This window comes from Borrelia crocidurae, assembly GCF_000825665.2.
GTDB classification, from domain to species: Bacteria; Spirochaetota; Spirochaetia; order Borreliales; family Borreliaceae; genus Borrelia; species Borrelia duttonii.
Genome location: NZ_LN609267.1, coordinates 54,773 through 67,742, shown reverse-complemented (window position 1 = coordinate 67,742; position 12,970 = coordinate 54,773). Strand labels below are relative to the sequence as shown.

13 protein-coding genes and 1 pseudogene are annotated in these 12,970 nt (G+C 27.2%); 9 read left to right on the top strand and 5 right to left on the bottom strand.

Annotated features, from left to right (window positions below; all coding sequences use genetic code 11):
• From BN1173_RS04440 to BN1173_RS00360, 4 genes and pseudogenes are all read right to left on the bottom strand, one after another.
• Positions 1 to 673: pseudogene (locus BN1173_RS04440) on the bottom strand (hypothetical protein); the annotation flags it as partial.
• 27 nt (positions 674 to 700) lie between these two features.
• Positions 701 to 1,174 (bottom strand): divergent PAP2 family protein, encoded by a 474-nt coding sequence (locus tag BN1173_RS00370; RefSeq protein ID WP_040235781.1) that lies wholly within the window; start codon positions 1,172 to 1,174, stop codon positions 701 to 703.
• Between the two features lie 24 nt (positions 1,175 to 1,198).
• On the bottom strand, positions 1,199 to 2,437 hold the full coding sequence (locus BN1173_RS00365; RefSeq protein ID WP_040235780.1) for an aminopeptidase: 1,239 nt from the start codon (positions 2,435 to 2,437) through the stop codon (positions 1,199 to 1,201).
• Positions 2,438 to 2,450: 13 nt separating this feature from the next.
• Positions 2,451 to 3,344, bottom strand: coding sequence for a Cof-type HAD-IIB family hydrolase (locus BN1173_RS00360; RefSeq protein WP_040235779.1), 894 nt, complete (start codon positions 3,342 to 3,344; stop codon positions 2,451 to 2,453).
• Positions 3,345 to 3,467: 123 nt separating this feature from the next.
• Here BN1173_RS00360 and BN1173_RS00355 point away from each other — a divergent pair, with 123 nt between their 5' ends.
• The 5 genes from BN1173_RS00355 to BN1173_RS00335 are packed head-to-tail and all read left to right on the top strand — an operon-like array spanning position 3,468 to position 8,472.
• Positions 3,468 to 5,246, top strand: coding sequence for an aminopeptidase P family protein (locus tag BN1173_RS00355; RefSeq protein WP_040235777.1), 1,779 nt, complete (start codon positions 3,468 to 3,470; stop codon positions 5,244 to 5,246).
• Positions 5,243 to 5,938 (top strand): thioredoxin domain-containing protein, encoded by a 696-nt coding sequence (locus BN1173_RS00350; RefSeq protein WP_012537838.1) that lies wholly within the window; start codon positions 5,243 to 5,245, stop codon positions 5,936 to 5,938. The genes BN1173_RS00355 and BN1173_RS00350 overlap by 4 nt, the downstream gene beginning before the upstream one ends.
• Before the next feature lie 27 nt (positions 5,939 to 5,965).
• A complete protein-coding gene (gene def, locus BN1173_RS00345) occupies positions 5,966 to 6,463 on the top strand; it encodes a peptide deformylase (RefSeq protein ID WP_014695972.1) in 498 nt (165 codons plus the stop codon).
• Positions 6,460 to 7,389: a methionyl-tRNA formyltransferase gene (gene fmt / locus BN1173_RS00340; protein ID WP_040235773.1), complete on the top strand. Its 930-nt coding sequence runs from the start codon at positions 6,460 to 6,462 to the stop codon at positions 7,387 to 7,389. The genes def and fmt overlap by 4 nt, the downstream gene beginning before the upstream one ends.
• Before the next feature lie 30 nt (positions 7,390 to 7,419).
• Positions 7,420 to 8,472, top strand: a complete 1,053-nt coding sequence (locus BN1173_RS00335; protein WP_052456013.1) for a PASTA domain-containing protein — start codon at positions 7,420 to 7,422, stop codon at positions 8,470 to 8,472.
• Positions 8,473 to 8,539: 67 nt separating this feature from the next.
• On the opposite strand, the gene BN1173_RS00330 is transcribed toward BN1173_RS00335, so the two are convergent.
• A complete protein-coding gene (locus BN1173_RS00330; RefSeq protein WP_014695969.1) occupies positions 8,540 to 9,262 on the bottom strand; it encodes a 16S rRNA (uracil(1498)-N(3))-methyltransferase in 723 nt (240 codons plus the stop codon).
• A gap of 77 nt (positions 9,263 to 9,339) precedes the next feature.
• Between BN1173_RS00330 and trxA the strand changes: the two genes are divergently transcribed.
• The 4 genes from trxA to BN1173_RS00310 all read left to right on the top strand — a co-directional run.
• The gene (gene trxA / locus BN1173_RS00325; RefSeq protein WP_014695968.1) at positions 9,340 to 9,693 is read left to right on the top strand and encodes a thioredoxin; all 354 of its coding nucleotides are present in this window, start codon (positions 9,340 to 9,342) and stop codon (positions 9,691 to 9,693) included.
• A gap of 86 nt (positions 9,694 to 9,779) precedes the next feature.
• Positions 9,780 to 10,226: an rRNA maturation RNase YbeY gene (ybeY, locus tag BN1173_RS00320; protein ID WP_014695967.1), complete on the top strand. Its 447-nt coding sequence runs from the start codon at positions 9,780 to 9,782 to the stop codon at positions 10,224 to 10,226.
• On the top strand, positions 10,226 to 11,002 hold the full coding sequence (locus tag BN1173_RS00315) for a hemolysin family protein (RefSeq protein ID WP_014695966.1): 777 nt from the start codon (positions 10,226 to 10,228) through the stop codon (positions 11,000 to 11,002). The genes ybeY and BN1173_RS00315 overlap by 1 nt, the downstream gene beginning before the upstream one ends.
• Positions 10,999 to 12,970, top strand: a 1,972-nt coding sequence (locus BN1173_RS00310) for a tetratricopeptide repeat protein (RefSeq protein WP_040235769.1), incomplete at its 3' end; no start/stop codon positions are given. The genes BN1173_RS00315 and BN1173_RS00310, both read left to right, overlap by 4 nt.

Sequence of the window (12,970 nt, the reverse complement as noted above, 5' to 3'; positions counted from 1 at the left end):
ATATTGGGGTTTTAATTTTTTTAATTAATACTGTAAATCCTATGTCTTTTAGATATATTTTGTTGTAATTTTTGTTAAAATTGTCAATTAGTATAAATAGTAGATAAGCTAGTATGGTTAAAGGATAAAAGTATGATATTTCGTTGCTAAATATAAATATAATACATGAACTTATTAGAAAAAGGATTATAAAAGGAGCATATTTAATGTTTAGTGATATTAATAAAATAATTATTATGATAAAAGTTGTGATTGAAAAGTATTTTATTTTGGTTTTATAATTTGAAGAATGCATTTCTGCTTTAATATTTTGATCTTTTTTTAATTTTTTTAAGTCATTATTAGTAAATGATGATTCAACATAAAGTATTTTTTTGTTTCCTGTATTAAAAAGATTAGGAAGTTTTTTTAAAAATAGATCTTTTCGGAGATCGTGGTCATTAAGATGAATTAATTTGTCTATTGTTATTTCTTTAAAGTTAGGAAAGTCCAATATGTGTACTTTTGTTGTGTATTCAGATATTGTTTTGTATCCCAATGAGTTTATATAGTCATTTGCTATTTTTAAGTCTTTTTCTCCTTGTAAATATATTGGTTTGTAGTCTCCAAATTGTGCTATGTTGCAAGAAAGTAGTGGTATTAGCAATATATAAAAAAACTTTAGTAGATTCATTTTTTCCTTTATGATCTGTTATTTAGATTATTCGATATAGTATTTGTTACATATTGCCCATGCAGAGATTATACCAATCAGTATGCCTGTAAATACTTCTTTTTTTTTGTGTCCTTTAACAACTTTAATTTTTAAAGGTTCAATTTTGATTTTCATTTTTAATTGTTCTGATAAATCATTTAAATATTCTGCTTGAACACCCGCCATATATCTAACACCAAATGAATCTCTTATTGTGATTAAAGCAAAAGCTAGAGCAATAATAAAGTGAGTATTAATTCCTTCTTTTATTAATATTGATGTTGCAAGGGCGGTTACTGTTGAAGAGTGACTGCTGGGCATACCCCCTGTTTCTAAAAAAATGCTTTTTAAAAAATATTTTGGAGTTAATTTAATTTTTTTTGTTTTTATTGCTTGGATGATGTATTTAATTATTTGAGCAATAATACCTGAAATTAAACAAGATAAGAAAAGGTCATTTGTAAACAAATCTTTTATCATTATTTGATTACTCCGTTATTTCATTTATATGAGAAATTGTCCATTTTGTATTATTATATGTTCTTTGCCCGATTTGGCAATACCGATGACATTTATGTCATTACTTCCAATCATGAAATCCGTGTGAATTAAAGAAACATTACATCCGTAATCTAGTTTTGCAATATCTGTTTTAAGTTCACTTCCATTACTTAAACAAGAAGGATAAGCACTTCCTAGTGCAATGTGACAGCTTGCGTTTTCATCATATAATGTGTTGTAAAATGTAAGTCCACTTTTATATATTGGAGAGCTATTATCTACTAATGCGACTTCGCCTATATATTGTGCTTGTACATCAGTTTCTATATGCCTCTTTAGTATGTCATTTAATGTATCATTATCACATCCAAAATTGATTATTTTACCTTCTTGAAATTCCATCCATATGCCAGTTATTAGATTGCCAAGTATTCTTACTGGTCGAGTTGCGTACATAATACCATTTGTTTTTTTGTAGTTTGGTGTTGTGAAAACTTCTTGTGTAGGCATATTTGCATTAAATTCAATTTCTGTTCCACTTATTTTTTCACTTCCTCCTGTCCAAATGGAATGTTCTAGTAAATATATTTCTAGATTTGTTTTTTTGTTTTTAAATATTATTTTTTCTAATTGAAGATTATTGAGGGTTTTGCATCTTTGATGTAGTTTATTTCCATGAATTTCCCAAGCTTTTATTGGATCTTCTGTGTCAAGTAACATAATTTTTTTTTGAATTTCAAAAAATTCTTCTAATGTTTTTTGACTCTCAGGTTTATTTAAGACTTTTGAAGCCCATTTTGGTCCTGGCGCACAGATTGTGCACCAGGCTAACTCATTATTCATCATTGCACTTGAAATATTTTTTGATGCTAGTTTTAATGCCTGAAAGTATTTAGATATTTTTTTATTGTCATATTCTTTTAGTGCATCTAAATTTTCTGTATTATCAATTCTTATTTTTGCCCATTTTTCATTTATCATTTCTTCAAAAAATTTATGTTTAAAGTCAGGAATAAACTCTAAAAGATTTTCTGGTGTTGATTGTAATCTAGATTTTAAAATTTCTGTATCCTCAATGTTTAGTTCTACATATTTTGCTCCATATTCATAAGCTTTTTGTGCTAAGATTCTTAAAAATTCATAATTTTCAATTGAGCCTGTAATGAGCACACATTGGTTTTTTTGCAAGTTAATTCCTTTTAAAATAATAAGTTCTGCATATTTTATTAAGTCTTTTTTCATGTGTGATCCTTTATTATGCAGGGTCTTCTAAGATATTATCATTAATGTAATGAGCAACAGCCTCATTATCATTTGTGTTTATTATTTCTAAGTAAGATAACATTTTCTTTAGTCTGTAATTCGCATTTCCCATTAGTAATCCTTTTTTGACGTTTTCTAACATGTCAACGTCATTAAAGCCATCCCCAAATGCAATTGTTTCATTTAAATTGATATTGATGCTTGTAAGAACATCTTTTAATGCATTTCCTTTTGAAACTTTGCTATTAACAATTTCAAGTGAGTGTGGTGTTGATAGATAGGCATTTACTTTTTCTCTATATTTTTCTAAAATTGCTGCTTCATATTTTATGAGCTGTGCTTCTTCGTCATATAGTAATAAAATTTTTGCTATTTTGTTAAAATTTTTAATTTCTTGAAAATTATTGACTTCGTTATATCTTATGTTTATGTCTTGTAATTCATGTTTGATATATTGGTGTTTGTTTAATAATCTATGTTTTTTAAATATATCATTAATAGCATTTTTAGTTATATTGTCGGCATAGAGGTTTTCATCTGTATCGTCAGATCTTTGTAAAAAGTGAGGTATGTCCTTATATTTGTTTTCTCTGATATTTAGAATTTCTTTTACAATATCGGGAGCTAAGTCATAACTGCTTATTAATTGCCATTGGTTATTATATACCCTTGCTCCATTTAGGGTTATAAAAAATGATACATGTGAATTTAGATTCTGTATAAGAAGAGGTATTATTTCATTTTTACTTCTTCCTGTTGCAATAATAAATTTTTTATTTTCTTTTGTTAGCTTTTTTATTACGAGTTCGCTAAAAGCTCCTATTTGGCTATTTGAAAGCAAGAGTGTACCATCGAGATCAGAAACAACAGCCTTAATGTTTTTCATGTTTTTGTCCTTTGATTTTTACTGTTACATTTAATTGTATCAGATAAGAAGTTTTTTTAAAATTGAATTATTTGTTATAATTAAATAAAAAGTTACTTTTTAAATCCTAAGGAGCTTGCTTATATGGAGGTTAATACAAGAATATTATCTTTAAGAAAATTGATGATAAAAAATAAGATAGATGCATATTTAATAGCAAGTCATGATCCGCATATGAGTGAATATTCTCATGCTAGATTTAATATTCGTGAATTTGTTACAGGTTTTACAGGAAGTGCTGGAACAGTAATTATTACAGAAACGGAATCAGTGCTTTTTACTGATGGTAGATATTTTTTACAAGCGACAAATGAACTTGAAGGAACTGAGTTTAAATTAATAAAACTTGGGGTTAAGGGGTATCCAGATATTTTTAGCTATGTTAATATGAAGCTTAAAGGATTACGGATTGGAGTTTATGCTGAGGATATTAGTATAAAATTTTATGATGATTTGGTTAAAAATTGTAAATTTACAGATATTGAGATTTTACATGAAGATTTAATTTCTAAAATTTGGCAGGATAGGCCTTATTTTACAGGTAATAAGATATTTGAACTTAAGGAAGCTCAAAAAAATGACAAAAGAATAAATAAAATCAATAAAGTTAATGCAAAATTAGAAGAAAATACAATTGATTTTTATGTTATAAGTTCTTTGGATGAAATAGCATGGCTTTTAAATTTAAGAGGATTTGATATTGAATCATCAGCTTTGTTTTATGCTTTTTTGTTTATAGCTAGAAGTGAGAGATATAAGAATGTTCTTTTCGTTAATGTTGATAAACTTGATTTTGATTTAATAGAGAGACTTGAAGTTGAAGGAATTGAGGTCGAAGATTATGGCAATTTTTATTCATTTTTAGAAGAGATTAATCATGAGGGCAAATTTTTGATACCAGTTAGTAGTAATGTTAAAATATTGGAATCTATTGGTAGATCAAATGCAGTGCTTGGACTTAGTATTGTTAATGAACTGAAGGCAATAAAATCTGATTATGAGATTAGTAAGATAAGAGACGCGCATATTATTGATGCTGTAAGTTTGGTTAAATTTTTGTATAAATTTAAAAATTTCACCAAAGATGAACTTGCTGATTTGGATGAGGTTGATGTTTCAAATATGCTTTTAAGCTTTAGGACATTAAGAGATGAATTTTTTAGTTCTAGTTTTGATTCGATCATTGGTTTTAAAGAAAATTCAGCATTGCCTCATTATAGACCAAAAAAAGGATTTAAAAAACTTAATCAGGATGGATTGCTTTTAATAGATTCTGGAGGTTCTTATCTTGAACTTGGTACTACAGATGTTACGAGGACAGTTTTAATTGGAACAGCATCTAATAAAGAGAGAGAAGACTATACTTTAGTTCTTAAATCTTTTATTGCTCTTGCTTCTTTAAAATTTCCTTTTGGAATGTTAGGTGCATCTCTTGATGGTATTGCCAGATTTCCTTTGCTTAAGCATGGCTTAAATTTTGCTCATGGAACGGGGCATGGAGTGGGATTTTTTCTTAGTGTTCATGAATTTCCTGTTTCTATTAGTCCTTTATCCACTTATTCTTTTAAAGGTTCTGAAATTATTTCAATTGAACCTGGGATATATAGAACTTCTGAATATGGTATTAGAATTGAAAATTTAGTTTTTGTAAAGCAAAGTTATTCAAATGAATTTGGAATTTTTTTGGAATTTGAAAATTTAACCCTTGTACCTTTTGAAAAAGAATTGATAGTTGTTGAAATGCTATCAAAAGATGAATTAGACTATGTTAATAGTTATCATGAATTTGTATATTTTAGTTTAAAAGAATATCTTAGTGGTGATGAACTTAAGTTTTTAGAGATGTTAACTAGTAAGATATGAAATTTGTAAATTTATTGGCAATATTTATTTTTATTGTTTTTAATTCTGTATATTTGTTTTCAAATTCATTTAATGTTGTTTTTCATGATTCTTATGAGGATGCTATAGATGAAGCTAAAAAATTATATAAAAATGTTTTAATATTGGTTGGAAAAGATATTAAAGATAATTTAATAAGAGATTTTTTAAAGTCATTTGAAGATGATAAAATTTTTAAGCTGATTGCTAAACATAATGTTTTTTTGGTTATTGATGTAAATAATGAAATTTTTAGTGAAATTAATTTAAAAAAGAGTCCAACTTTATTTTTTGTTGATGCAAAAAGTGAACAAGTAAGGGCTGCTTATACTGAATCCATTAAAGATACTGTTCAATATAATAGAGAGTTTTTAAATTATGCTTTAGGAGTTTTTAAATTAGATGATATTGTGTATAAAAATGATAATTATGAAATTAATATTTTTGATGATAAGGTTTTTTTTTATAAAACATTGGATGGTCATTGGAGATTAAGAATGAATGGTAAAGATAAAAAACTTCTTCCTTCTAAAATAGAACTTAAAGAATTTTTAGTATTTCAAGATGAGAATGGAGGTAGGCTTTATGCTTTGCCAAAATCTAAGAAAGGTGGTATTTATTTTTCGGAATCGGAAAAAGAAGAATGGAAATTTTTTGGACAAATAAAGTCATAATTTTAAAAATGGATTTTTGGAGGGTTTATGGAAATAGTTTTTTATCCTGATGATTTACTTCGAGTACAAACAAAGGATGTTGAAAATATTGATGATGAATTGCGAATTATCATTTTTGAAATGATAGGTTTAATGGATAAAAGCAAGGGTGTTGGACTAGCTGCGCCTCAAGTAGGTCTTGATTTATCTATTTTTGTAGTTAGAAAAAATATGATGTCAAAACCTTTAGTGTTTATTAATCCTGTAATAACGTCAAAATCTATTGAACTTAGTGTTTATAAAGAAGGTTGTTTAAGTATTCCTGGAGTTTATTATGATTTATCAAGGCCAAAATCAATTGTAATTGAAGCTTATGATGAAAATGGCAAGTTTTTTAAGATTGAAGATTTAGATATTTTAGCCAGAATTATTCAGCATGAAATGGATCATTTGAAAGGTGTACTTTTTATTGATTATTATGAGGATAAACTTAGGAATAAATTATTGAAATCTTATCTTAAGGAAAGGAGGCTTGTTAAATTTTGAGAATTTTTTTTGCAAGTTCTGATGGTATTGCTTTAGAGGTTTTAAAGAAAATATCAGATCAATATGATGTAGTTGGAGTATTAACTGCACCTGATAAGCCTAGTGGTCGTGGTCTTTCTTTAAGAGTAAATGACATTAAACGTGAAGCTCTTAGTAGAAAGATTACTGTTTTGCAACCAGTGGTACTTGATGCTGATGTAATAAACCTGGTAAAAAGCTTAGAACCTGAACTTATGTTAGTTTTTTCTTATGGTAAGATTTTTAAACAAGAATTTTTGGATATTTTTCCAGTAGGTTGTATTAATATTCATCCTTCTCTTTTGCCAAAATATAGAGGCCCTTCTCCTATTCAAACTGCTATTTTAAATGGTGATTCTGTTAGTGGAATTACTGTTCAAAAAATGACCTTGGAGATGGATAGTGGTAATATTTTGGCGCAAAGTCAGTTTGAAATAAAGAGCTTTAATACAAGTGTTGATATTTTTGAATATGTTTCTTTAAATAGTTTTGATCTCGTAATAGAAGCTTTAAATAAACTGCTTAAAGGAGATATTGGAATTGTTCAAGATAAAAATAATGCTACATATTGTTCTTTTTTGGGCAAAGAGCATAGGACTATTGATTTTAAGTTGAGTGCTTTTGATGTTAAGAATAAAATTAATGCGTATAATCCTTGGCCCCTTGCAAGAGCTAGACTTGATAATAATGAGATTATTTTTCATAGAGCTGATTTTATAAGTACTAATGATTATGATGATCAAGTTATTGGCAAAATTATTGCTTTTGATCCTAGTAAAGGTCTTTTGGTAAAGACAGGAGATGGAATCTTGGTATTATTAGAACTTCAAAGAATTGGGAAAAAAGTTTTAGATTGTGTATCATTTTATCATGGAAATAGAGATTTAATAGGCAAGGTTTTTTCTTAAAATAAAGTGTAAGGAGATGATATAATATTGATGGATAATAAACCACCACATAATCAGTTATTTTTGGATAGTCAAAATCTAAGTGATGGTAATTTGCATGAATTTAGAGAAAATCATGATAATAAAATTCATGATTTTCCCGAGCATGTGTCTAGGGGTTTAGTGCTTACTATTGTTGGGTCTTTAATTATTTCATGTGCGATATTTTTTATTTTTTTAAAGAGTAGTGATATTGTTGTTGTTCCAAATCTAAGTGGACTTTATATTGAAGAGGCAATTACTGAGCTTCAAAATAAAGAATTAATTCCTTATGTTGAACTTAAGTTCTCATCAACTGCGTTTGATAAAGGTAAGGTGATAGATCAAAAACCTAAGGCAGGTACTGTTTTGAGACTTGATAGTAAGGTTAAAATCTTTATTAGTAAAGGAGCTGTGATCAATAAAGTTGATAATTTTATTGGTAAGAATATTGATGATGTTCTTATTAATTTGAAAGCCAATGCAATTAATAATAATAGGATGCTTTATCATTTGTTAAGGCCTGTTGAAATTGAGAATACTCTTCCAAAAGGAACAATAATTCGACAAGAACCATCACCAGGTACTAAGATTGCGAGTTTAGTTGATCTTCAATTTTTAGTAAGTAAAGGTCAAGAAGATTCGTCTGTTAAATATATAAAAAATTATGTTGGACTCTATTATAAAGATGTGATAATTTCTCTTTTAAATGATGAGATTGATTTTGATGTCAATGTTTCTAAGGGTAATGATTTTGGGAGTGTTATTTATCAATCTTTATCTCCTGGAAATAGGATTGAAAACTTAGATAAATTGATAATTACTATTAATGAACCAAGAGTTAATAGTACAAGCGTATTTGGAATTATGACTTATAAATTGGATGTATATTCATCTAGTGTAGATATTATGGTAAAAGTAAAAGATTCTAGTGGAAATAGTTCTTTGTTTTATTCTTTTAGATCTAAAGGTGGACTTATTAAATTGCCTTATGAGGCAGTAAAAGGCTCGACAGTTGAGCTTTATATTCATGATAAACTTATAAATCAAACATTAGTGAATTGAAATAATGAAGACAAATTTTTATTTTTGAGTTTAATATATACTTATACATTGAAAATGTATAAAGATATTATAATACATTTATTTTTGATGTAATAATCGTGGATGCTACGATTGTAGCTGTTTCTGTTTTTAAAATATTTGGTGAAATGTTATAGGTGTTAAAGTTATACTTTGTAATTAAATTTGTTTCTTTTGTTATAAATCCTCTCTCAGGTCCAATTATGACAATAACATTTTCTGTTTTTATATTTAAGTCAATTAATTTGTTTTTGCTATTTCTTTCAAGTAGTATTTTTGTGGTGTTAAAATTGTCATCTTTTATATTCTCTAAGACTTCTATCAAATTGTTAAAAATTTTAATTTTTGGTATATATGTAATTCCGCCTTGCATAGCTCCTTTTATTAGATATTTTTCATATTCTTTTTCTCTAAAGAGTTTGGAGTGTGAGTAGGATTTTTCACTAAGTAAAGCATTGAAAAAAATAATTTCAGAGATTCCAATACTGCCAAGATGTTGAATTATTCTTTTTGCTGCAATTGGTCTTATGAACCCAATGACAACTTTTACTTTTGTAAGTTTATTTGATTTCGATATTTTATGATTTTTTTTAAAAAAAAGCCTTACATCTTTATGATATATACATGAATAGATGTGTTCTTCTCCAATAATGCCAAATTTAAAGGTATCATTATTTTTAAGTTTTAATATTTCTGTAATATGTTTTACTCTTGGATCATTAAGTACGATTCCATTATGAAATTCATTTGTATTTATTAATATCAAATTCATTGTCTATATGATTTATTTCCTTATTAATTATATTATATTTATGTTATAATGAAAAATCTATTGATTTAGGAGAAAATATGGCAATTAGTTTAACTAAGCAGGAATTTATTGATAAGGTTTTTGATTATAAAAACAATAAAGAATGGAATTTTAAGGGTACAAAACCTGCAATAATTGATTTTTATGCTGATTGGTGTGGTCCATGTAAGATGCTTGCTCCGATTTATGACGAACTTTCTGAGGAATATGGAGATAAAATTGATTTTTATAAAGTGAATACTGATAAGGAGCAAGAAGTTTCTATGGTGCTTGGTGTACAAAGTCTTCCTACCATTATTTTTGTTCCTGTTGGAGATAAGCCAAGAGTTTCTGTTGGATTTATTGAAAAAAATTCTTTGAAAGATGCAATTAAAGATTTGTTTAAAGTTTAATAAAGGGTTTAATGATAAAAAATTGAGCTCTTGTCTGTTTATATAATGTTCTTTTTAAGTTATAATTAATTTTAGGATATAGTGAATTGATAAAAGAGGAGTTGAATTTATGGGCAGAAGGTGTTGAGTTTAGACATTGGGATGCTTATTATAATTTTATTTTATCTGTTCTCAATTTTCTTTGTATTAAAGAATATGAGCTGTCTGTTATCCTATGCAATAATGAGTATATTCAAAAGTTAAATGGTGAATTTAGGCAAAAACCAGAGCCTACTGATGTTTTGTCTTTTAATTATTTTGAAGGTAGTGAACAAATAAATCATCAAATACAAGGAGATATTATCATATCCCTTGAATATTTGGAGTTTAGTTCTTTAGAATTTAATGTTGAAATGTATGAAGAGCTTCAAAGAAATACTATACATGGGATTTTGCATTTAATAGGGTATACTCATGATACAAATGATTTTCAAAATGAGACAATGTTGATTATTCAGGAACGGGTTTTAAGAGAAACCAGAAGGGTATTTTGATGTTCAAGTTTTTTAATTTTAAAAATAAAAAGATGAAATATGTTGAGGGTAAAGATAGTGAAGAGAAATCGAGATTTGAAACATCTTTGCTTAATAATTTTAATTCTCTTAAAGAAACGATTGTGAAAGAGATTATGGTTCCAAGAATAAGTGTAATATTTATTGATTATTCGGTAAGTAAAGATGATATTTTGAAAGTTGTAACGTCCAGCAATCATTCAAGATTTCCCGTTTATAAAGAAACAATAGACGATATTATAGGAATAATTCATACAAAAGATATATTGTTACATATGTGGAAGAAAGATTTTTATGATATAGATCTAAAAGATATTATGCGAAAAGTTATGTTTGTTCCTGAGAGTAAGAAAATAGATTCTCTTTTAAAAGAATTTCAAGAAAATCATGTGCATATTGCTATTGTAGTTGATGAATATGGAGGAATTTCGGGGCTTGTTACACTTGAAGATATTCTTGAAGAGATTGTGGGAGATATTCAGGATGAGTTTGATAATGAAGTTGATGAAATAGTTCCTCTTGATGATGGAAGTTATCTTTGTACAGCTAGAGTGTTAATTGAAGATCTAAATGAAAAACTTGGATTATGTCTTCCTGATGGAGATTTTGATACTCTTGGAGGTTTTGTTTATGATCTATTTGGAAGAATTCCTTTGAAGAATGAGAAGATAGAATATAATAATTTAATTTTTACTATTAAAAATATGCATCAACGAAATATTAAAGTAATAAAGATTTCCCAAAAGGAAGGTTTATGAATTTTAAGAGATTTTTTATCATGTTTTTGTTTTTTTATTTAAATTTTGGGAGTTTGATGGGTGCTACTATAACTGCGATTGAATATTATCAAAAGGCACAAACATATTATCTTATGCAAAAATATTATGATGCTATTGATGAACTTCTTGAAGCTGTTAAGATTAATCCTAATTATTATGAGGCTTACAAATTTCTTGCTGAAATTTATTATAAATTAAAAATATATAATCAAGCTCAATTTTTTATAGAAAAAGCTTATAAAATGTCAAATAGAGATACCGAATATAAAATTCTTTATGCAAATATATTGCTTAAAAATAATGGAGCATCACAGGCTAAGAAGTTTTATTCCGAAGTTTTATCTAAACAGAAAAATAATATTGATGCTTTAGTGGGGCTTGCTTCAATTTTTGAAGAGGAAGGTTTGCTTATTGCAGCTGCTAATTATTATTTGTCTGTTCTTGAGTATAGTCGAACAAATTATAGTGCATTTGACCATCTTATGAGCATTTATGAAAAATTAAACATGAATGATAAGGCACAACATTTGATAAATAAGGTTAGAGGAACTTTTACTTCTTTGCCGGATTTTCATAGGAGAGTTGCAGAATTTTCTATTAAAACTGGTAATTTAGGATCTGCTGAGAAATATGCTCAAAATTATTTAATGTTGTTAAAGACTACTTATAAAGATTTTGGACTTGTTGATGCTTATCGCTTACTTGCTCTTGTTTATTTGTATCAAGTTAAATATGACGATGCAGTAGATGTGCTTCAAAAAGCAATAGTTATTGAACAAGATTCTGATGAGCTTTATTATTTACTTGGATATTCTTATTTAAAACTTGGAGAGGTTGATAAGGCTGTTTTTAATTTGGAGAGAGCTAAAAATATGAAAAAAGACTTAGAATTTTATGATATGGCTCTTGAAGAAAGTTTTTTTGTATCTAATTTTAGAAGTGCATTTCAAAAAAATAATAGTACTAATATAGAAATCTCTAAGAGGTATCAAAATGAAGGGCTTAAGGCTTTTCAAGATTTAAGTTTAGATGCTGCAATATTTAATGTAAGGAATGCTATTGATATTTATCCTGATAATGATGGGGCTAGATTTTTGCTTGCTAAGATTTATAAATTTATGAAGTTAGATGTGATGGCATATGAAGAACTGTATTATTTGGTTGAACAGAGAAAGGTCACGGATTCTGAAATTTTAGATTTTTATGATATGGTTGCATTTGATATTAGAAGTTCTTTGTTTTTTAAGTATGGTTATAAAACTATTGGTGATTTGAATAAGCTTTATGATAACCAAACAGTTTACAGAATAGGTATTTTTACTCAAAATGAAAATAAAGTTTTTGGTGCAAATGATTTAATTTTAAAATATGCTGAGAGAATTCTTGATCGTAATTTAAATATAGAAGTGGTTAATTATAGGTTTGATTATAATAAGGATAAAGATTATTTGGTAAGTAGTTTTTCTGAGGAATTTTCTTATGCACGAAATAATAATCTTGATTTATTTTTAATGTTTGATCTTGATGTAGATGTTTTTCGAAACTTGGCTAGCTTAAAAGTAGATGTTTTTTCAGGTAAAACTGGAGTTAAGGTGAAGACTTTTAGTTATAATTCAGGGGGAGTATTATATTTGAGTAATATTTTAAGTTCTTTCTCTAGAGATTTTAATGATTATTTACCAAAAAAGGGAAAAATACTTCAGATTAAAAAAGATGATGTTTTAATTAATCTTGGGTATGTAAATGATGTAAAATTAGGCGATGTATTTTTAGTTCTTAAAGAGGGAGCTTTAAAATATAATAGTGATAGTGCGAGCTTTATGAGTTATAATAAATCAGATATTCTTGGGGAAATTTCTATTGAGGAGATAGGTGATTATATTTCTAGAGGAACTTTAAAATCATCTGCACTCTTAAGAGATTATATTCAGGAAGGATATACGGTTT

Bases quoted from the DNA above. Each gene is read 5' to 3' on its own strand.
- BN1173_RS00355 (WP_040235777.1), top strand. From the start codon at position 3,468: ATGGAGGTTAATACAAGAATATTATCTTTAAGAAAATTGATGATAAAA.
- def (WP_014695972.1), top strand. From the start codon at position 5,966: ATGGAAATAGTTTTTTATCCTGATGATTTACTTCGAGTACAAACAAAG.
- BN1173_RS00350 (WP_012537838.1), top strand. From the start codon at position 5,243: ATGAAATTTGTAAATTTATTGGCAATATTTATTTTTATTGTTTTTAAT.
- BN1173_RS00330 (WP_014695969.1), bottom strand. From the start codon at position 9,262: ATGAATTTGATATTAATAAATACAAATGAATTTCATAATGGAATCGTA.
- trxA (WP_014695968.1), top strand. From the start codon at position 9,340: ATGGCAATTAGTTTAACTAAGCAGGAATTTATTGATAAGGTTTTTGAT.
- BN1173_RS00370 (WP_040235781.1), bottom strand. From the start codon at position 1,174: ATGATAAAAGATTTGTTTACAAATGACCTTTTCTTATCTTGTTTAATT.
- BN1173_RS00335 (WP_052456013.1), top strand. From the start codon at position 7,420: ATGGATAATAAACCACCACATAATCAGTTATTTTTGGATAGTCAAAAT.
- BN1173_RS00365 (WP_040235780.1), bottom strand. From the start codon at position 2,437: ATGAAAAAAGACTTAATAAAATATGCAGAACTTATTATTTTAAAAGGA.
- BN1173_RS00360 (WP_040235779.1), bottom strand. From the start codon at position 3,344: ATGAAAAACATTAAGGCTGTTGTTTCTGATCTCGATGGTACACTCTTG.
- BN1173_RS00315 (WP_014695966.1), top strand. From the start codon at position 10,226: ATGTTCAAGTTTTTTAATTTTAAAAATAAAAAGATGAAATATGTTGAG.